This is a genomic window from Rhizobium sp. EC-SD404, assembly GCF_902498825.1.
In the GTDB taxonomy this organism is placed as follows: domain Bacteria; phylum Pseudomonadota; class Alphaproteobacteria; order Rhizobiales; family Rhizobiaceae; genus Georhizobium.
In genome coordinates this window covers 693,989-712,515 of sequence record NZ_LR701459.1, presented here as the reverse complement: position 1 = coordinate 712,515, position 18,527 = coordinate 693,989, and the positions used below count along the sequence as shown (strand labels likewise).

Here is an 18,527-nt window from a genome sequence, read left to right as displayed (position 1 = left end):
AAGGCTGGTCACCTCGGTGGTGCCCAGCCAGACCACTCTACCTCACCCCGAGTTCGTCGAAAGACGAGTTGGCCGAGATCGCCCGGCCGCCCGTCAGGCTTCCCGCATCAACGTGTGCTGGTCGATCAGGTATTTGTCGAAGAGCGGCAGGCTGGCGGCACCCAGCGCCCGCGCAATAGGGCCGATGGAGCCGGCCTCGACCGTGGGCATGTCGATGCCTTGCAGGTCCATCGCACCGATAGCTGCTCGCGTTGCGGCAACGAGAGCATCGCGCACGGGCTGCGGCATCCCGCCATCGATGACGACGGTTTCGAAGTCGATGATCGAGACGGATGCGACGATGGCATAGGCGAGACCGGTCGCTACCGTTGCGATCCAGCGATCCACATGCGCGTCGAACCGCGACCAGTCCTCAGGCGCCTGCCATAAGGGAGCCGGATCGATACCGTCGCTCACCAGCATGCGCTCGAGCACCATGATCGAAGCCTGATCGATCAATTGTTCGGTCCGCCCTTCTTTTCCGGGAACGGGCATGGAGCCGAGCGCCCCGGCATTGCCGTTTCGCCCGGCATAGAGGCTGCCATTCAAAACGATACCGCCGCCGATGAAGGTGCCGACATAGAAATAGATGAAGTCCTGCCGGCTGGCACGTTCGCCGAAGATCAGTTCCGCCGCGCATGCCGCCGTCGCGTCGTTCTGCAGATAGACCGGGAAATTGCAGATCGCGTCGATCTCGCGTTTCAGGTCGAAATGACGCCAGCGATCCATTTGCACCTGCGGCGCACCAACCTCGTCATGCCAGTTCCAAAGCTGAAACGGCATGGCGATGCCGAGCCCGGCAATCCGGCTTTGCTGCCCGGCGCCGAGCGCCGCGATCATTTCGGATAGTCCCTCGCGCACGAAGGCCAGAATGGCATCGGGGTCGGGATAGGCATAGCCGACGTGACGGCTGGCGACCGGCTGGCCGAGAAAATTGATGACGATGAGATCGGCGCTGCGCCGTCCCACTTTCAGCCCGATGAAGAAGGCGCCTTCCGGGTTGATCGACAGCGGCACCGAGGGCTGCCCCACTTTGCCGCGGATCGGCTCGCCGCGAACGAGCAGGCCGTCGGCTTCAAGTTCGCGCATGATGACCGAGATCGTCTGGGCGGAAAGGCCGGTCATGCGGGCAATTTCGGTCTTCACCAGCACCGCATGGCGCCGAACGAGGCTCAGCACGAGCCGCTCGTTGTAAGCGCGCATGCCGCTCTGGTTCGAGCCGCGCAATTGCTGGCCGCCAGCCTCCTGCAGCCCGCCCGTCAGCGCCATTGATGTCCTCCCTGCCGATGCCGGACGTCCTTCGCAGGTCTTCCCGGCAGAGACAAGGATGAGCGCGACACAGCCCGCGTGTCAATAACTAAATAAGAGTGATTTATTTATTGACACGCGACGACGCTTGGTGTTTCGTTTGGTCAGCGCCGGACAGGGAGTGGTCCGGATCGTCATTCTGGGAGGATCATCATGACACGCTACGCCATTCTCGCGTCGACTGCCCTTGCCGCCGTCACCGCCGGCCTCATCATGGCCGCACCTGCCAAAGCTCAGGATACGGTGAGCGCTTGCCTCATCACCAAGACCGACATCAACCCGTTCTTCGTCAAGATGAAGGAAGGCGCCACCGCGAAAGCGGAAGAGCTCGGCGTCGAACTTTCCACTTACGCAGGCCGCGTCGATGGCGACCATGAAACCCAGGTCCAGGCGGTCGAATCCTGCATCGCCTCGGGCGCCAAGGGCATCTTGATCACCGCCTCCGACACGAAGGCGATCGTCGATGTCCTGAAGACAGCCCGCGACAACGGTGTGCTGGTCATCGCCCTCGACACGCCTCTCGAGCCAATCGATGCCGCCGACGCCACCTTCGCGACAGACAACTTCAAGGCCGGCGAACTGATCGGCCAGTGGGCCGCAGCCCAGCTTGGCGACGAAGCCGCCAACGCCAAGATTGCGATGCTGGACCTTTCGCCCAGCCAGCCGTCAGTCGACGTCCTGCGCAACCAAGGCTTCCTGTCCGGCTTCGGCGTCGAGCTTGGTGACGAGAACATGATCGGCGACGAGGAAGACGAGCGCATCGTCGGCAACGACGTGACAGCCGGCAATGAGGAAGGTGGCCGTCGCGCCATGGAAAACCTTCTTCAGGTCGATCCTGAAATCAACGTCGTCTACACGATCAACGAGCCGGCGGCGGCAGGCGCCTATGAAACCCTACGTTCCTTCGGCCGCGAGGGCGAAGTTCTCATCGTCTCCGTCGATGGCGGCTGCCCGGGCGTCCAGAACGTCCAGGAAGGCATCATTGGCGCCACGTCGCAGCAATATCCGTTGGAGATGGCTGCCCTCGGTATCGAGGCGATCGCGACATTTGCCGAAACCGGTGAAAAGCCCGCGCCGACGCCCGGCCTCGACTTCTACGACACCGGTGTTCAGCTCGTGACCGACCAGACCGTGGACGGCGTCGACTCCATCAGCGTCCAGGAAGGCCTGGAGCTCTGCTGGGGCTGACGGGTGCATTTCGGGCGGATGGCAAGCTCTGCCGTCCGCCCGAACCAGCCTGCATGCCTGATCAAAACAGGCCTGCGCCCCGAGCCATTGTGCACCGCAGATTGATTGGCGGTCCATTCCGCTTCACGCTCTTCGTCGCGAACGATGGGAGGTTTCACCATGACCACGACAGACCAGCCCTCGGCTGCGACGCGAAGCCGGCAATCCTTCGAGGAAAGCCTGGAGAGCAGCGACCGGAAACTTGCCGAGTTCGAGGCGAACAACCGCACGGCCATCGATCGGCTTCAGCATTTCCTGCACGGCAATCCGACGATGGTGCCCATCATCGTGCTTCTGTTCTCGGTCATCGCCTTCGGGTTCGTCGCTGGTGACCGCTTCTTTTCCGCCTTCAACCTGTCGTTGATCATCCAGCAGGTCTCCATCATCGGCATTCTCGCCGCGGCCCAGAGCCTGGTCATCCTGACGGCAGGCATCGACCTTTCGGTCGCCGCCATCATGGTGCTGATGTCGGTCATCATGGGCAACCTGGCCGTCTCCATGGGCGTTCCGGCGCCCATCGCGATCCTGATTGGCTTCGTCGGCGGCGTTGCTGCCGGCGCGATGAACGGCCTTCTCGTCACGCGGTTGAAACTGCCGCCCTTCATCACGACGCTCGGCACCTGGAACATCTTTTTCGCGCTCAATCTCTGGCTCTCCGGCGCCCAGTCGATCCGCAGCCAGGACATCGATGCGCAGGCGCCGATCCTCAAGCTCTTCGGCCAGAACTTCGGCGTCATGGGCGCGCAGTTCTCCTACGGATCGGTGCTGATGGTGCTGATCTTCGCGGCGCTCTGGTACATGCTGAACCGCACGGCCTGGGGCCGCCATGTCTATGCGGTCGGCGACGACAGGGAAGCGGCCGAACTCGCCGGTATCCGCACCAACCGAATCCTCGTCTCCGTCTATGCGCTGGCGGGCCTGGTCTGCGCGTTGGGCGCCTGGGCCTCAATCGGCCGCGTCGGTTCGGTTTCGCCGCAAAGCTTCTACGAAGGCAACCTGCAGTCCATCACCGCCGTGGTGATCGGCGGCATCTCCCTCTTTGGCGGTCGTGGCTCCATCATGGGTCCGTTGATCGGCGCGCTGATCGTCGGCGTCTTCCAGTCCGGCCTTCGCCTCGTGGGCGTAGACGTGCTCTGGCAGGTCTTCGCCATCGGCTGGCTCATCATCATAGCCGTCGCGATCGACCAGTGGATCAGAAAGGTTTCGGCATGAGCACGGTTTCGGAAAATGCTTCCCGCCCGATCCTGAAGGCACGAGGTCTCGTCAAGCGCTACGGCCGGGTGACCGCACTCGACAAAGCTGACTTCGATCTTTATCCGGGCGAAATCCTTGCGGTGATCGGCGACAACGGTGCCGGCAAATCCTCGCTGATCAAGGCGCTCTCAGGCGCCGTAACCATCGACGACGGCGAGATGGAACTCGATGGCAAGCCAATGCGGTTTTCCTCGCCCATGGAGGCGCGCGAAGCCGGCATCGAAACCGTCTACCAGACGCTAGCGCTCTCCCCAGCGCTTTCGATCGCCGACAACATGTTCCTCGGCCGCGAAATCCGAAAGCCGGGGCCGCTCGGCTCGATGTTCAGGATGCTCGACCGCAGCGCCATGGAGCGGATCGCCCGTGAAAAACTTTCCGATCTCGGCCTGATGACGATCCAGAACATTGCCCAGCCGGTGGAAACACTTTCGGGCGGGCAGCGCCAGGGTGTCGCCGTCGCACGCGCCGCTGCATTCGGCTCGAAGGTCATCATCATGGATGAACCGACGGCAGCGCTCGGCGTGAAGGAATCCCGCCGCGTGCTGGAACTCATCCTGGATGTCCGCAAGCGCGGCATCCCGATCGTGCTCATCTCGCACAACATGCCGCATGTGTTCGAGGTGGCCGATCGCATCCACATTCACCGGCTCGGCCGACGGCTCTGCGTCGTCAAGCCAAGCGATCATTCCATGTCCGATGCTGTCGCTTTCATGACGGGCGCAAAGTCCCCGCCTGAGGATGTTCTGGCAGCATGAACCCAAGCATCGAGGATCTGGCGCAACAGGTCGCGAACCGCGCGGCCGGCCGCCACCGCTTCGTCGTGGCTTTGGCCGGTCCACCGGGCGCCGGCAAGTCGACGCTGGCCGAACGCTTGGTCAGGGCATTGAATGATCGCAGCGAGGTCGCGGCGCTGCTGCCGATGGATGGGTTTCACCTCGACAACACCGTTTTGGAGGCGCGCGGCTTGATGCATCGCAAAGGCGCGCCGGAAACCTTCGATGCGCGAGGATACGCGTTTCTCCTGGATACCATTCGGACCATGCCGGATTTCGAGATCGCCGTGCCCGTGTTCGACAGGACGCTCGATCTCGCTCGTTCCGGAGGCGCGATCATTGCACCGCATCACCGGGTCGTCGTCACCGAAGGCAACTATCTCTTGGTCGACCGGACGCCCTGGTCGGATCTGTCTGCCCATTTTGACATGACCGTCTGGCTCGACGTGGATGACGAAACGCTCCAGGAGCGTCTCGTCCGTCGCTGGCTTCACCACGGGCTTTCACGGGAAGCAGCCCTCAGCCGTGCCCTCGACAACGACATGCAGAACGTCGCCTGGGTAAAACGCTTCTCCCGACCTGCGGACATCACGGCCAGCTAGAGCGTTTCCAGGCAAATTGGATAAAGGCTCACAGTTCGGAAACGCGACACATCAAAACCTTGAAGTCATCAAGCGATCCGAAGAAAAGCGAAATGACTCGAGTAGCGTTCGTCAGTTGCGCGTCAACGCTGCGACCGGATCAAGTCTGGCTGCCTTGCGGGCGGGTGCGATTCCAAAGAGGAGACCGGTCGCTACGGCGCACAACACCGCAATCATAACCGGACCAGGCGTCAGGACCGCGGCAAAGCCGTCGTCCAGCAATGGAAGCCCGATGCTGATGGCGACACCGATCGCAGCACCCGTCACCCCGCCAGCAACGCACACCGCAATTGCCTCGATGAGAAACTGGCGCGTGATATCGATCCGTCGCGCTCCGATGGCCATGCGAATGCCGATCTCGCCGATCCTTTCGGTGACAGAAACCAGCATGATGTTCATCACGCCAATGCCGCCAACCAGCAAAGAAATGGCAGCAATCGATCCAAGCAACACGGTGAAAGATGCCTGAGCAGCCTCTGCCTGCTCGATCGCCCCGCTCATGTTCTGGAAATGGAAATCCTCGCGCCCGTGTGTATGCAGCAGTGCATCGAAAAGTCCCGCCTCAACAGCGTCGAGCGACGCTGAAGGCTCTGCCTTCACGATCATCTCTTTGAAGAAATCCTGTCCGAAAATGCGGGCACCAGCCGTAGTATAGGGGATCAGAACCTGGTCGTCCCTGTTGTGACGGCCGCCTCCGGTAACGACACCCTTTTCCTCGATGACGCCGATGATCTGGAAAGGAGCGTTGTTGAGGAGAACGTACTGCCCGACGGGATCGGCATCGGGAAAGAGAAGCGAGGCCGTGTAGGACCCGATGACGACGACGCTGGCATAGCGTCCTTCATGGGACTCGTCGAAGAAAATACCGCTCTCCACCGGCCAGTCCCGAACGAAAGGAAAATCGTGGCTCGTGCCGATCGCGGTGACCTGATGATCCCGCACGGGCGAGCGCAGAACCACCGATTGATCGCTTTCGGGGATGACGCCGGCAACGCCGGCGACGCGCTCGATGGATTTCAGATCGGATGCCACCAGCGTCTGAACATCGTCGCCACCGCCGCGCACATTCCGCGCGCCGCGTTTCACTTCGATCAGGTCCGTTCCCATCTTTCGAATATCGGCAAGAACCTGCTCGCGCGCGCCCGCGCCGATGGCGAGCATCGCGACGACGGATGCGACACCGATGACGATTCCGAGCATGGTGAGCGCTGTGCGCAAACGGTTGCGTCGGAGTGCAGAGAGCGCCATCAGGGCTATCTCGCCTGGCTGCGCTGCGCGCGCGGGCTTTTCGCTTGCGAGTTCGACGGGCGACTGCCCGGCGCCGAGCTGAGCGCTTGCACTGCGCCGATCGTCCACGACCAGGCCGTCCTTGACGCGGATTACCCGGGTGGCTTGCGCCGCGATTTCCGGATCATGCGTGACGATGATGACGGTCTTGCCTTCCGCATTCAGTTCCGCCAGCAGCGCCATCACCGCGTCACCCGTGTCGCTGTCGAGCGCGCCGGTCGGTTCGTCGGCAAGAATGATATCCGGCTCGTTCATCAGAGCCCGTGCGATCGAAACACGCTGCTGCTGCCCGCCCGACAAGGCATCAGGGGCATGGTCGAGACGCGCACCGAGCCCAAGGCGTTGGAGGATCTCTTCCGCGCGTTGCCGCCGCACGTCCCCGGCGATGCCGGCATAGACAGCCGGCAACGCCACATTCTGGACCGCGCTCATGCCGGCGACCAGGTGATAACGCTGAAATATGAAGCCGAACCGATCGCGGCGAAGCGCCGCCAAATCGTCTTGCGACAGACTGTCGATCTGTTGGCCGGCGATATGCAGGGTCCCATCGGATGGCTGATCGAGGCAACCCAGTATGTTCATCAATGTCGATTTGCCCGAGCTGGACTGTCCGATGATCGCCACGAACTCCCCTGCTGCAACATCGAGATCGATGCCTTTCAACACCGCGGTCTGCGCGTCGCCTATCCCGTAGTGACGTGTGAGCCCTCGGACCCGGATGATCGGCTCGACCAAGTTGTCCCGATCATCAGTGACCACCGGACGCATGTGGGCATTCATCGCGAAGCAGCCCCGCTGGCGAAGATCCATTCACCCGGCTCCAGGCCGTCGACGACAGCGGCACGCACGTCGTCACGCGCACCCAGCTCCACGCGGCGTTGCTCTACGCTTCCGTCGACGCCTGGCAGAAGCACGATGTCGGATGATCCTTCACGGCCATTGTTGACCAGAGCATCGAGAGGAACGAGCGGCTCCCCCTGCGAGGTTTCGAGCTCGAAGAAGACCTGCGCCGTCATCTGGTCCATCAGTCGGCCGTCCGGATTGTCGACCTCGAACAGCGCCCGGTAGAAAACGACCTGATTCACCACCAGCGGCTCCGGCAGGATTTGCGCCAGCCGCCCATTGCGCGCGTCATCGGCTTGCCCCAGGACCGTGAACCGCGTCGTCTGGCCAGGCTCCAATTGCGACACATCGGCCTCGGATACCTCCGCTTCCACGCGCATCCGCGTGAGGTCGGCAATCGTCAAAAGTAGCGGCGCTTCATTGTTGGCGTTGAGCGTTTGACCTTCCTTGGCGGCAACGGTCATCACGGTCCCGGCCATTGGTGACACGATACGGGTATAGGCGATATTCGCGCGCGCTGTCTGGAGTGCGGCTTCTGCCTGCCGGATCTGGGCGCGCAGGCTGTTAGCGCCAGCCTCGGCAACCGCGATGGCCGAGACGGCAACATCGAGCTCCGCGGCTGAACTGACGCCACGATCGGCAAGATGGCGAAGACGCTGCAGACTTGAGTTGGCCTGCCGAACTTCCGCGGCTTTGGCATCGAGGTCGGCACGAAGAACATCGACTGCAGCTTCCGCTTCGACCAGAGCGGCCTGCGCGAGCGTCGGATCGATTTCTGCGAGAAGTTGACCTGCTTCAACGAGATCGCCTTCCTCGACGTGGATGCGATGCAGTTGGCCCGACACTTGCGCACCGACGTCGACCTCGCGAGCCGGTGTCAGCTTGCCCGATGCGGCAACCGTACGAACGAGATCGCCCGCGGCAACTTCGAGAAGCCCGCCATTTTGCTCGGTTTCGGCTGGCTGGGTGAAATGGCCTGATGAATAGGCGGCAGCTGCTCCGACAAGGGAGAGGAGCGTGGCGCCGGCCAGGATGCGGCTCGCGGAACTTGCCATGGTTCAACCCTGTTTCTACGTCTCAAGGAGGCGCCTTCAGGGAAATAGAAAACGCCACGGCCGACCCATCGAAGGCCGGCAGTGGCGCTTTATAAGCAAACCCGGTTGAACCAATCTTGAACCGGGCTTGGCGTACTTCGTTCAGAATTCATGCATCAAGCTGCAGCTCGAAGCTCCACGTCGGTTTCGGTTTCGACGAGAGTGCGGTGCAGGCTCTTCACCGCCACGTCCATCGATTCCTGCGCAACGACGATCTGTACATCCACACCGCGGCCGGTTTCGTGCGCACCGAGCGGTTCGATGCCCGCATCCTTGAGCGCAATGAGCGAATTGAGCATCACGTCCAGACCGCGCAGTTCGCGTCCGATCGCAGAGACGATCGCCACCTTGCGAACCTTGATCTCGGCCGAGGGATAGAGGGCCGCGAGATCGTGTTCGACGCGCCGAATGCTCTTCAGAGACCCCTCCAGATAATGCGTGATCGTGTTGGCGTTGGAGGTCTTCGAAACGATCCAAACACGATGACGCTTCAGCGCCTCGAGGATCGCCGCATCGTAGCCCTTCACACCGACCATGTCCTGCTCGAACAGTTCCAGCGAAATGACCGGCAAGCCAGTGATGATCTCGACGCGTGGCTCGCTTGCCGGTTCCGCGTCGATCAAAGTGCCGGGATCCTGGGGTTCGAACGCATTGGCGACCCGAAGCGGAATGCCCGCCTGGCGCAGGGTCTTGGCGGCCTTGGGATGGATGGCCTCCATGCCCATGTTCGAAAGCTGGTCGGCGACGTCGTAATTGGTCCGTCCGATCTTCTTGACCGCATCGACGCCAACGAGCTTCGGATCGGCGCTCGACAGGTGGAACTCCTTATGGATGACCGCTTCGCGCGCCTTGGTCAGCGCGGCGATCCGCGCAAACGTCACTTCCGAATAACCGCGATCGAATTCGCGCATCAGGCCTTCGCGGCACTGTGCGTAACCGGTTGCGATCGGCAGTTCCTGCGCAAGATCGATGTCGGCAAAAGCCGTTTCGATCCGAGCGTTGAGATCTGGGTGGCTTTCGTCGCGCCAGCCGGTGAGATCCACGAAGCGCGCATTGACGCCGTGACGACGCAGAAGCAGCACGGTCGTGAAGGCAGAGTGCGCCTCGCCCAGACCCGACAGCAGCTCGCGCGTCGTCATCATGTGTTCCTCGAGCCGGAAATGGCCGTAGGAGCAAAGACGCTGCAGATCGAACAAGCAGGTGCGCGCACCCTCGATGCGTTCGCGCACGAAATCGTCGGCAACTTTCCGGTCGCCGGCATCGCTCAGGATTTCTGCGTTCTTGTCCCGCATCATTGTGCCGACGCGGTTCAGCTGGTCCATCCAGCCATGGTCGTTGTCGGCATTGGAGAACAGGGCATAGACGCCCGGCTCGTCGGTTTTCTTGTGCTCCAAAAGAGCGTTGGTCATGCCGGCATAGGCCGAAACCACAAAAACCCGATTGTAGATATCGACGCCCTCGCGGTCGCCGACCCAGATGCTGTCGATGAGTTCGCGCGATCGGCTGATCGAAGTGCCGCCGATCTTCTCGACCGTGTGGACGCCGCGCGTCTCGTTCATGTTGTCGGTGATACTCATTCCACTCTCCATCCCGCTGAGAAGCGGCATCTTGTCCGGTGTCCAGATTTCGGTGCGACGCGGATCAGCCTGCGGCTGACTGCTGATGCTCGTCGGCATTCGCGTAGGAGCCATCCGCCCGGTGGACTTCATTACCCGTGACCGGCGGATTGAACACACAGGCCATGGTCATCTCGGTCTTGCCGCGCAGGATGTGCCGGTCGTGATCGCTCAGTGCGTACATCACGCCGGGGCGGATTTCGTGCACTTCGCCGGTCGCCAGATCCTCGATCGAGCCTTCACCCGAGATGCAGTAGACGCTCTCGAAATGGTTCTTGTAATGAAACTGCAGTTCGCCGCCTGCATAGATCGTGGTGATGTGAAAGCTGAAGCCCATGTTGTCGCCGGCAAGCAGCAGGCGCACCGAGTTCCAGCCTTCTGAATCCACCCGTCGTTCGGTGGTCTTTTCCGTATGCAAATCTCTGACGATCATGCGTTGATCCTTCTTGTCTTGTTCTCGGCAGGTACGGCGAGACGGCGGCTATTCAGCCGCCATCTTGTGCGCCGAAAACTTTTCGGCAACCGCAGCTTCCAAGATGTCGAGACCCTTTGCCAGCAGGTCCTGTTCGATCGTCAGTGGCGCGAGGATCTTGACGACCTCGTCATGCGCGCCCGACGTTTCGATGATGAGACCCTGCTGGAAACAGCGCTTGCAGATCTCTCCGGCAACTTCGCCCGTTCCCACATCGACGCCACGCATCATGCCGCGCCCCTTGAGACGGGCACCCGGCACCATGTCGGCGATGGCTTCCAGGCGCTGCTTCAGATAGTCGCCCTTTGCTTGGACTTCCTGCTGGAAAGCACCGTCCTTCCAGAATTTCTCCAGCGCGATCCGTGCCGTGACGAAAGCATGGTTGTTGCCGCGGAACGTGCCGTTGTGCTCAGCCGGGCCCCAGATGTCGTGCTCCGGCTTGATCAGCACAGCCGCGAAGGGCAGCCCGAAGCCGGAAAACGACTTCGCCATCGTGACGATGTCAGGCGAAACACCCATGTCCTCGAACGAGAAGAACGTGCCTGTCCGGCCACAGCCGGCCTGGATGTCGTCGATGATCAGCAGCGCGCCATGGGCACGTGCGATCTCCTCGATGCGCTTGACCCACGCGGCCGACGCGGCGTTGAGACCACCTTCGCCCTGAACGGTCTCGAGCATGATCGCTGCAGGCGTGTCGATTCCGCTGGACGGATCGTCAAGCATCTTCTCCAGCATCTGCGCCGTGTCGATTTCGTCACCATGATAGGCATCGAACGGCACGCGCTGCACGTTGGACAATGGCGCCGATGCGCCACCGCGATGGTACCCATTTCCAGTGGCAGCAAGCGCACCCATGGTCACGCCGTGGAAGCCGTTGGTGAACGAGATGATGTTTGTGCGGCCAGTCACCTTGCGAGCGAGCTTCATCGCCGATTCCACGGCGTTGGCACCCGTCGGACCCGTGAACTGCACCTTGTAGTCTAGGCCGCGCGGTTCAAGAACGATCTCTTCGAACGCCTTGAGGAAGGCGGTTTTCGCCGACGTGTGCATGTCCAGGCCGTGCGTGACGCCATCACTGGTGATGTAGTCGACCAGCGCCGCCTTCATGTCCGGATCGTTGTGGCCGTAATTCAGCGAGGAACAGCCGGCGAGAAAGTCGATGTAATCGCGGCCGCTTTCATCACGAAGCACGGCATTACGGGCCGATGAAAAGACGTTCGGGAAGCTGCGGCAATAGCTGCGCGCTTCGGATTCGCGACGTTCATAGATGGTTTTGTCGGTCATGGTCATAGTCGTCATGGTGCCACTCCAGTGTCTGGATTGGTGAAAGTTTCGAAGGGTGAAGTGAAGAGCTGATCAGGCAGCGAAAGCGATGCGTACGCTGTCTTCGAAGGTGATCGTCACCATGTGCTCGGTGTCGTGCTCGCCGTCGAAATGCTCTTCTTCGCGGAAATAGGGCCGATCCTGAAGTTCGGCGCCGGACTGCCTGGCGAACGAGCGGAAAAGTGCCCAGCTCGCCTCATTGTCCTTGGTGATCGTCGTCTGTACGCGCTCGACGTCGGCGCATTCCTTGCGGCGCATCAGTTCGGTCAGCATGCGCTTGGCAATACCCCGCCCCCGGGCCTTCTCCGATACCGCAACCTGCCAGACGAAAAATGTGCTCGACGCGTCGGGTTGGATGTAACCTGAAATCCAGCCGACGATTTCTCCGTTCAGTTCCGCAATGATGCAGGTGTCGGCGAAGTGGTCGCACTGCAGAAGATTGCAGTACATGGAATTCTCATCGAGCTTGCCTGTACCGGCAATCAGTCGCCAAACATCGGCGCCATCGCTTTTTTTCGGCTTGCGAAAGCTGACGCCGTCGACCGGCCGCTTGCGGTGCCCCGAAAGTTCGATCGTGTGATGTGTCATTGTCCCGTCCGCCTTGGTCTTATTAATTCGATTGCCGAAATATACAGCACCTACGAAACGATTCAACGATCACGCCGCATTTCAGGCATTTTTTACATGAGAGGCGGGGTTCCAAGGAATAATGATCTTTTTTTGGGGGCGAATGCCGCACTTGGCGAATGGCATTCTACGAAAACCGATCCAAAATTCATTTGATAGACGAAATGCATGGCGCACTCTAAAGACAAGTGGTGCTGAAACACCCCTTTGAAAGGCTAAGGAAATGCAGGAGCGAACGCACGCAAGCCTCGTGGCGCTGCGGCGCATTCTCAAGGCGACGGATCAGCATGCGCGAGCGCTGTCGCGCAGCACGGGACTGACGGCCGCACAGCGCGTTCTGATGCAGATCATTGCGGAAGCAGGCGAAACGACGCCGAAGGAGATCGCGTCACGCGCGCGGATCAGCCAGGCGACCGTGACGTCGCTGATCGACAAACTGGAACACCGCGGCTTTGCGCGACGCATCCGGGGTGAAACAGACCGGCGGCAAATCTGGATCAGCCTGACGCCCGAGGGTCGGCAAACGATGGAGACAGCGCCCGATGCACTTCAGGAATTGTTTTCCACGCGTTTCGAGGCGCTGGAGAGCTGGGAGCAGGCGATGATCGTCTCATCGCTCGAGCGCGTCGCGACGATGCTGAACGCGCATGCGATCGATGCCTCCCCGCTTTTGGACGGGTCGGCGATCGATCGCTGAAAATTGACGCGACTTATTGAATGCGGCCGAACGTATAGGTGAGGCCGACGCCGCCGCGGAACTGGTTTTCCGAAGCCGTGATCGAGCTATCGGCCGCATCGCCGATAAGGCGCGAATAGCCGACGCTGCCCGTGAACGTCGCGCGCTCTGTCAGGCGATAGTCGAAAGCGAGATCGACGGCGACGTTCTTGAAGCCACCATCGGCATCGTAGGGGGCGAGATTTGCCACGGATGCGGCCGCCTGGGCCGGGGTGACCGAGAAATACGTGTCCATGTAGTCGTCGGACGCGTAAGCCGTAGAGAGTGTCGCCGTCATGTCCAGCCGGTCGGTGATCGTGTGATCGACCCCGGCGGCGACCTTAACCTGATAGCCAGCGTCGTCCTCACCGGTCACCTGCGTGGCGAATGCCGCATCGATGAAGAACGGTTCGAACTTGTAGCCGGCATAGCCGCCGACGATCAGACCACCGTCGACATCGCCGATGCCATTGATCAGATCGGCGTCGTCCTGGTCGCGGCCAAACGTGTAACCGGCGAGCGGGCCGAACTCGAAGCCCTGATGCTGGATGACCGCGAAGCGCACATCGTCGAGACCGCGCAGGGTGAAGCGATCGCCAAGGCCCGGGCCGTCGCCATAAAAGCGCGGGTAGATCACGGGGAACGCGACGACGCGGTATTCATCCGAGCCTTCGTAAACCGGCGACACGAATGCATAGCCACCGGCAACGATGCCGAACGGCAGGCCGCCACTTTCCTGGACAACGGGATCCTGTCCCATCGGGGCGGCGCCCATGGTCGCATCGGCCGCGAAAGCGATCGATGTCGAAAGGCCGGCACAAGCGGCGGCAAGCGCAACAGCGAGTTTCATTGTCATGAAATGGTCGTTCCTCTGAATGGGCAGGAAGCCCCAACGCCGCCGAGACAGCGCTTTCCCTCGTCTCTTGCTAGTCAGCCAGTCCGATACGGTCAACGCCGAAAATTGGTTTCGCCGTTCATGCTGGATGCGATTGTGCGTGAGGGTTGCGGTTCAGCACCGATCGGTTGAGCGCCGCCGCAATGCTGACCCAGACGAGATAGGGCAAGAAAAGCAGAGAAGCCGTCGTCGAGATCGGCCAGGCCGTCAGGATAAAGCCGGCGATCACCAGCCACAGGGCGCCGACATCGATCAGCGCCAAGTCCATGCGCCGCCGCCCGAAGAACAACCAAGACCAGGCCGCGTTCACGAAGAGTTGCGCGCCCCACAGGACGATCGGCAAAGACCAGCCGACCTCCCGCCAGACCAGCCAGCCCGCCATCGCGATCATGACGTAGAGGATCGACCAGACGATCGGAAACGCGATGTTCGGCGGCGTCCAGGAGGGCTTGTCCAGCCGCTCGTACCAGGCGCCGGGCTTGAAAATGGCACCGGTTGAAGCGGCGACGAGAACGAGAACTACGAAGACTGCGAGTGCCATGGACCTGACTGGCTCCGGAAAAAGGCGGTTCTTGCACCGAATGGCGCGCGAGGTCTGAGGTTCCGATTGCATCTACAGATGTCGATCGGACTGCAGCCACTATAACCCATCGGCTAGCGAAATCTGGCCCAAAGATCGGTCAGATGACTGACGAATGCGAGAGTGAGAAGCATGAGGACCACGGCATCCAGCCCCGCGACCGCAACGCGGTAGACGGCAAGAATCAGAAAGATGCCGGATAGTGATGTCGCAACGTATCCTATCCCTGCCTTGCGGCCTGCGCGAAAGGCAGGGCGGACGAGCAGCACCATTTCGGCAAGGAGGATGGCCAGGGCGAGGAGCGCGACGCCGCCGCCGTCCAGAAGCCAGGCCATCATGCCTTGGCGATGCCCATCAGATGCGACATGTCCTTGAGGAAGACGCGCAGATGCGCCATCGGCTCGCGCCGCACGATCTGCTTGTCGAGGTAGGATTCCCAGGTGAGCTTCTGGACGTCTGGATCGCGACACATGGAAACGAACCGCTCGCGGCGGCCATCGCTCGAGTACCAGAAATACTGCATCATCCGCAGGATGAAGAAGGTGCGCCCATGCATGCGCCCGAATTCGCTGCGCACGCTTTTCAATGCACGCACGTCGTTGGTCCGCAGTGCTTCCAGCGCCGCATGGCCCGCCAGTTCGCCGCTGCACATGGCGTAGTAGATGCCCTCGCCCGATGACGGCGCCACGACGCCGGCGGCATCGCCGATCAAGAGAACGCCGCGGCCGTTGTCGAAGCGCTTCAAGGGATAGAGCGGCAGCGGCGCACCTTCACGCCTGATGATTTCCGCATCGCCGAGCCCGGATCGACGCCGCAACTCGCCGGTGGCGGCTTTCAGATCGAACCCTTTCTTGGCGCTGCCGACGCCGACGCTCGTTACTGCCCCATGCGGAAAGACCCAGCCGTAAAAATCCGGCGAGATGGCCCCATCATAGACGACATCGCATCGCGACTGGTCGAACTCCAGGCTGTCGGGTGAACGGACGATTTCATGATAGGCGAAGACGTAAGGCGGCCGCGCCGACGACGGAAACATCTGCCGCCGCACTGCCGAATTCGCTCCATCCGCACCGATGACCAGCCGCGACCGACACGAAACGCGCGCACCGTGCGCATCGCGGTAATTGAGCGCGAAGCCGCCGCCGGTCCGTTCTTCGACGCGATCGAACGTGCCTTGCTCGACATGGGCGCCGACAGCTTGCGCCCGCCGTCTCAGCCAGCGATCGAAATGCTCACGGTCGACCATGCCGACATAGGATGTTCCAGCACGGCGGCGATGTCCGTCGATCGTCATCTCGACCGCCTGCGACTTGGGCGAAATGATACGCGCCGAGCCGACACGCGCCACGATCTGTTCCGGAGGAATGGCGAAATCCTCGATCAGCCGGGGCGGAACCGCTCCGCCGCAAGGCTTTGGCCGCCCTTCCCGATCGAGCAGCAGAACGCTGGCGCCGGACTTGACCAGCTCATGTGCGGTCGTCGCTCCCGCCGGGCCTCCACCGATGATCGCAACGTCGTATTCGGCAGGGCTCATGGCTTACTCCGCGGGTTGCAGGACATCTGGAGAAGGATTGGTCGTCACGCGCGGTCTGGCCGAGGACGGCATGACGATCGCAAAAGCGACGGCGGCTGCAATCAGGAAGAGACCGGCTTCGATCATGAACACCAGCGCATAGGCCTCTTCGACGGCGAGCACGGACCGGGCGATGTCGACGACGATCGTGCCCGCAAATCCACCCAGGCCGAAAGCGATTGCCTGCGCTGCGCCCCAAAGGCCCATGCGCATGCCCTCGCGCGGCCGTTCTCCATGCCTGTTGGCAGCACCGGCAAGCGCCATCATGGAGCCGATCGCGGCAACGGCGAACACGCCATTGGAAAAACCGAGCGCGAACACATTGGCGGTCAACGGCCATGCCCCGGGGCTCTGCGAGGACGCCCCGAGCAGCGCCAGCGCCACCGCCGAAGCGATGCAGCCGGTGACCGTGAAGATTTTCAGAACGCCCGGGCGCGTGCGGCCGAGGCTGCTGCCAAGAAGGCCCACCAGAAGCATGCCCATGAAGACACCACCGCTCTGGATACCGGAAAGCGTCGTCGTTTCTCCGGGCGTCATCGCGAAGACGAGGCCGGCGTAGGGCTCCAGGATGAGATCCTGCGCACTGAAGGCAAGCATCGACAGAAAGACGAAGATGGTGAAGCGACGCGCCTGCCCGTCAGCCCAGGCGTCAACAAGGCTTTCGCGGAACGACACCTTCACGGCCGCCTGTTCGGGCGCAAGCTGCGGATTGCGGCGCAGTCTGCTTTCGATACCGGCAAGCGACAGTCCAGCCAGCGCCAGCGCAGCAATACTGACGATCGCCGTGACGAGGACGAGCCTGCTTGGCGTGAAAGGATCGAGCCAGGCGCCCGCTGCAATGGACGTGAGCGCCATGCCGGCAATCATCATCAACCAGACGAGCGTGGCGGCTCCTGCGCGGCGGGGCGCGGCGGTGTTGGTGGCAAGAAGTGCCAGCAGCGATGTGCCGGCAGCACCGATGCCGATCCCGATCAGGATGAAATCGACCACAGCGAGCGCCATGCCCAGCGCGAAGTTCGTCGCCATCAACGCGCTTGCAGCGGCAGCCCCCACGCTTCCGAGGCCCGCGAGCGCGATTCCTCCGAGGATCCACGGCGTGCGGCGACCGCCGGCATCGGAGCCATGGCCCCACAACGGCCGCGTTATCTGAACGCCATAATGAAGTGTCACCAGGATGCCCGGCACCATAGCCGCCAGCGCCAGTTCAACGACCATCACCCGGTTCAGCGTGGACGTCGACAGCACCGCAACGGCGCCGAGCGAGGCTTGGACGAGGCCGAGCCGAACGATGTCGATCCAAGCGAGTGCGTTTGCGGGTTTCGCGTCGCTCATCGTCATAGCCCGCCCGGAAAGCCGCGAAGTGCAAAAGCAGCAGCGAGCATGCCGAGAACATAGAGCGTCGTGCCGGTCGCGTTGTACCAGGCGGCACGTCCTTCTGGATCAGCGAGAAGCCGGCGCATGAGACCAAGCTGCACGACGATCAGGGCCGCGACGATCGCAGCGTGCATCGGTGCGCCCCAAACAATGAGCAAGGCGACCACGGCGAATTGCGCGGCGGCCATGAAGAAGCAGGCGACCTGGCAGGCCCGATCGGTTCCAAGCGTCACCGGCAAGGAAGCAAGGCCCATCCGCCGATCGCCCTCGACAGCCTTGAAATCGTTGAGCGTCATGATCCCGTGCGCGCCGATGCTGTAGAGCAGCGCGATGATCAGCGTCTTGTGGCCCGGATAGCCGCCAAGCGCCGCAGCCGCGGCCGTAAACCAGGGCAAGCCTTCGTAGCAGAGCCCGACGGCGGCGGCACCAAGCCAGCCATTGCGCTTAAGCCGAAGCGGTGGCGCACTATAGATCCAGGCGAGAATGAGCCCGACCACCGTTGCGCCCAGCACCCAGGGGCCAAGGAGATACCCTATCCACAGCGAGATGACGCTTGCGATGGCTGCGATATGAAATGCCCAGCGTCCCGGCATGCGGCCGGAAGGCACCACCCTGTGCGGCTCGTTGATCGCATCGACGAAGCGGTCGTACCAGTCATTGGCCGCCTGGCTCGCCCCGCAAACAAGCGGACCGGCGAGAAGAATACCGAGCAGGATGGCGACCCAGCGCTCCTGAAGCGGCACGCCGGAGGCTACGACGCCGCAGCCGAACGCCCACATCGGCGCAAACCACGTGATGGGCTTCAACAGCGCAATCGTCGCCGAGAGCGAGGGATAGGCAGGGCGTGGATGCGCGGTCGCAGACTGGGCCATAGCGGAAAGCTACG

General features: G+C 62.0%; 18 protein-coding genes. 5 read left to right on the top strand and 13 right to left on the bottom strand.

Annotated features, from left to right (window positions below):
• Positions 1-93: 93 nt before the first annotated feature.
• Entirely contained in the window at positions 94-1,308 is a 1,215-nt protein-coding gene (locus tag GC125_RS04355) for an ROK family transcriptional regulator (RefSeq protein ID WP_286165364.1), read from the bottom strand.
• Positions 1,309-1,560: 252 nt separating this feature from the next.
• Between GC125_RS04355 and GC125_RS04350 the strand changes: the two genes are divergently transcribed.
• The 4 genes from GC125_RS04350 (at position 1,561) to GC125_RS04335 (ending at position 5,203) form a co-directional block, all read left to right on the top strand.
• Positions 1,561-2,535, top strand: coding sequence for a sugar ABC transporter substrate-binding protein (locus GC125_RS04350; protein ID WP_286165598.1), 975 nt, complete (start codon positions 1,561-1,563; stop codon positions 2,533-2,535).
• 159 nt (positions 2,536-2,694) lie between these two features.
• Positions 2,695-3,786 (top strand): ABC transporter permease, encoded by a 1,092-nt coding sequence (locus GC125_RS04345; RefSeq protein WP_151984204.1) that lies wholly within the window; start codon positions 2,695-2,697, stop codon positions 3,784-3,786.
• On the top strand, positions 3,783-4,583 hold the full coding sequence (locus GC125_RS04340; protein WP_151984203.1) for an ATP-binding cassette domain-containing protein: 801 nt from the start codon (positions 3,783-3,785) through the stop codon (positions 4,581-4,583). The genes GC125_RS04345 and GC125_RS04340 overlap by 4 nt, the downstream gene beginning before the upstream one ends.
• On the top strand, positions 4,580-5,203 hold the full coding sequence (locus tag GC125_RS04335; protein WP_151984202.1) for a nucleoside triphosphate hydrolase: 624 nt from the start codon (positions 4,580-4,582) through the stop codon (positions 5,201-5,203). Before GC125_RS04340 ends, GC125_RS04335 begins: the two co-directional genes overlap by 4 nt.
• Positions 5,204-5,314: 111 nt before the next feature.
• Here the strand turns inward: GC125_RS04335 and GC125_RS04330 are convergent, their stop codons facing one another.
• From GC125_RS04330 to ectA, 6 genes are all read right to left on the bottom strand, one after another.
• A complete protein-coding gene (locus GC125_RS04330; RefSeq protein WP_286165363.1) occupies positions 5,315-7,339 on the bottom strand; it encodes a MacB family efflux pump subunit in 2,025 nt (674 codons plus the stop codon).
• A complete protein-coding gene (locus tag GC125_RS04325) occupies positions 7,306-8,427 on the bottom strand; it encodes an efflux RND transporter periplasmic adaptor subunit (protein WP_151984201.1) in 1,122 nt (373 codons plus the stop codon). Before GC125_RS04325 ends, GC125_RS04330 begins: the two co-directional genes overlap by 34 nt.
• Positions 8,428-8,582: 155 nt before the next feature.
• On the bottom strand, positions 8,583-10,043 hold the full coding sequence (locus GC125_RS04320) for an aspartate kinase (RefSeq protein ID WP_199864438.1): 1,461 nt from the start codon (positions 10,041-10,043) through the stop codon (positions 8,583-8,585).
• A 64-nt stretch (positions 10,044-10,107) separates the two neighbouring features.
• Positions 10,108-10,515: an ectoine synthase gene (locus tag GC125_RS04315; RefSeq protein WP_151984200.1), complete on the bottom strand. Its 408-nt coding sequence runs from the start codon at positions 10,513-10,515 to the stop codon at positions 10,108-10,110.
• Positions 10,516-10,563: 48 nt separating this feature from the next.
• On the bottom strand, positions 10,564-11,853 hold the full coding sequence (gene ectB, locus GC125_RS04310; protein ID WP_151984199.1) for a diaminobutyrate--2-oxoglutarate transaminase: 1,290 nt from the start codon (positions 11,851-11,853) through the stop codon (positions 10,564-10,566).
• Between the two features lie 57 nt (positions 11,854-11,910).
• Positions 11,911-12,465 (bottom strand): diaminobutyrate acetyltransferase, encoded by a 555-nt coding sequence (gene ectA / locus GC125_RS04305; protein ID WP_151984198.1) that lies wholly within the window; start codon positions 12,463-12,465, stop codon positions 11,911-11,913.
• Between the two features lie 262 nt (positions 12,466-12,727).
• Between ectA and GC125_RS04300 the strand changes: the two genes are divergently transcribed.
• A complete protein-coding gene (locus tag GC125_RS04300; RefSeq protein ID WP_151984197.1) occupies positions 12,728-13,201 on the top strand; it encodes a MarR family winged helix-turn-helix transcriptional regulator in 474 nt (157 codons plus the stop codon).
• 13 nt (positions 13,202-13,214) lie between these two features.
• On the opposite strand, the gene GC125_RS04295 is transcribed toward GC125_RS04300, so the two are convergent.
• The 6 genes from GC125_RS04295 to chlG all read right to left on the bottom strand — a co-directional run bounded on the left by GC125_RS04295 (position 13,215) and on the right by chlG (position 18,513).
• The gene (locus GC125_RS04295; RefSeq protein WP_151984196.1) at positions 13,215-14,075 is read right to left on the bottom strand and encodes a MipA/OmpV family protein; all 861 of its coding nucleotides are present in this window, start codon (positions 14,073-14,075) and stop codon (positions 13,215-13,217) included.
• Between the two features lie 118 nt (positions 14,076-14,193).
• Positions 14,194-14,655 (bottom strand): TspO/MBR family protein, encoded by a 462-nt coding sequence (locus GC125_RS04290; protein ID WP_151984195.1) that lies wholly within the window; start codon positions 14,653-14,655, stop codon positions 14,194-14,196.
• 113 nt (positions 14,656-14,768) lie between these two features.
• Positions 14,769-15,032 carry a hypothetical protein gene (locus tag GC125_RS04285; RefSeq protein WP_151984194.1) on the bottom strand — a complete coding sequence of 88 codons (264 nt, stop codon included), beginning with the start codon at positions 15,030-15,032 and terminating at the stop codon, positions 14,769-14,771.
• Entirely contained in the window at positions 15,029-16,228 is a 1,200-nt protein-coding gene (locus tag GC125_RS04280; RefSeq protein WP_151984193.1) for a geranylgeranyl diphosphate reductase, read from the bottom strand. Before GC125_RS04280 ends, GC125_RS04285 begins: the two co-directional genes overlap by 4 nt.
• A gap of 3 nt (positions 16,229-16,231) precedes the next feature.
• Entirely contained in the window at positions 16,232-17,599 is a 1,368-nt protein-coding gene (locus tag GC125_RS04275) for a BCD family MFS transporter (protein ID WP_151984192.1), read from the bottom strand.
• 2 nt (positions 17,600-17,601) lie between these two features.
• Positions 17,602-18,513: a chlorophyll synthase ChlG gene (chlG, locus tag GC125_RS04270; protein ID WP_151984191.1), complete on the bottom strand. Its 912-nt coding sequence runs from the start codon at positions 18,511-18,513 to the stop codon at positions 17,602-17,604.
• Between the last annotated feature and the right edge of the window lie 14 nt (positions 18,514-18,527).

Coding starts and splice junctions, on each gene's coding strand:
- ectB (WP_151984199.1), bottom strand. CDS start 11,853: ATGACGACTATGACCATGACCGACAAAACCATCTATGAACGTCGCGAA.
- GC125_RS04320 (WP_199864438.1), bottom strand. CDS start 10,043: ATGAGTATCACCGACAACATGAACGAGACGCGCGGCGTCCACACGGTC.
- GC125_RS04300 (WP_151984197.1), top strand. CDS start 12,728: ATGCAGGAGCGAACGCACGCAAGCCTCGTGGCGCTGCGGCGCATTCTC.
- GC125_RS04355 (WP_286165364.1), bottom strand. CDS start 1,308: ATGGCGCTGACGGGCGGGCTGCAGGAGGCTGGCGGCCAGCAATTGCGC.
- GC125_RS04340 (WP_151984203.1), top strand. CDS start 3,783: ATGAGCACGGTTTCGGAAAATGCTTCCCGCCCGATCCTGAAGGCACGA.
- ectA (WP_151984198.1), bottom strand. CDS start 12,465: ATGACACATCACACGATCGAACTTTCGGGGCACCGCAAGCGGCCGGTC.
- GC125_RS04350 (WP_286165598.1), top strand. CDS start 1,561: ATGGCCGCACCTGCCAAAGCTCAGGATACGGTGAGCGCTTGCCTCATC.
- GC125_RS04345 (WP_151984204.1), top strand. CDS start 2,695: ATGACCACGACAGACCAGCCCTCGGCTGCGACGCGAAGCCGGCAATCC.
- GC125_RS04330 (WP_286165363.1), bottom strand. CDS start 7,339: ATGGATCTTCGCCAGCGGGGCTGCTTCGCGATGAATGCCCACATGCGT.
- GC125_RS04290 (WP_151984195.1), bottom strand. CDS start 14,655: ATGGCACTCGCAGTCTTCGTAGTTCTCGTTCTCGTCGCCGCTTCAACC.
- GC125_RS04325 (WP_151984201.1), bottom strand. CDS start 8,427: ATGGCAAGTTCCGCGAGCCGCATCCTGGCCGGCGCCACGCTCCTCTCC.
- GC125_RS04335 (WP_151984202.1), top strand. CDS start 4,580: ATGAACCCAAGCATCGAGGATCTGGCGCAACAGGTCGCGAACCGCGCG.
- GC125_RS04280 (WP_151984193.1), bottom strand. CDS start 16,228: ATGAGCCCTGCCGAATACGACGTTGCGATCATCGGTGGAGGCCCGGCG.
- GC125_RS04315 (WP_151984200.1), bottom strand. CDS start 10,515: ATGATCGTCAGAGATTTGCATACGGAAAAGACCACCGAACGACGGGTG.
- GC125_RS04275 (WP_151984192.1), bottom strand. CDS start 17,599: ATGAGCGACGCGAAACCCGCAAACGCACTCGCTTGGATCGACATCGTT.
- GC125_RS04285 (WP_151984194.1), bottom strand. CDS start 15,032: ATGATGGCCTGGCTTCTGGACGGCGGCGGCGTCGCGCTCCTCGCCCTG.
- chlG (WP_151984191.1), bottom strand. CDS start 18,513: ATGGCCCAGTCTGCGACCGCGCATCCACGCCCTGCCTATCCCTCGCTC.
- GC125_RS04295 (WP_151984196.1), bottom strand. CDS start 14,075: ATGACAATGAAACTCGCTGTTGCGCTTGCCGCCGCTTGTGCCGGCCTT.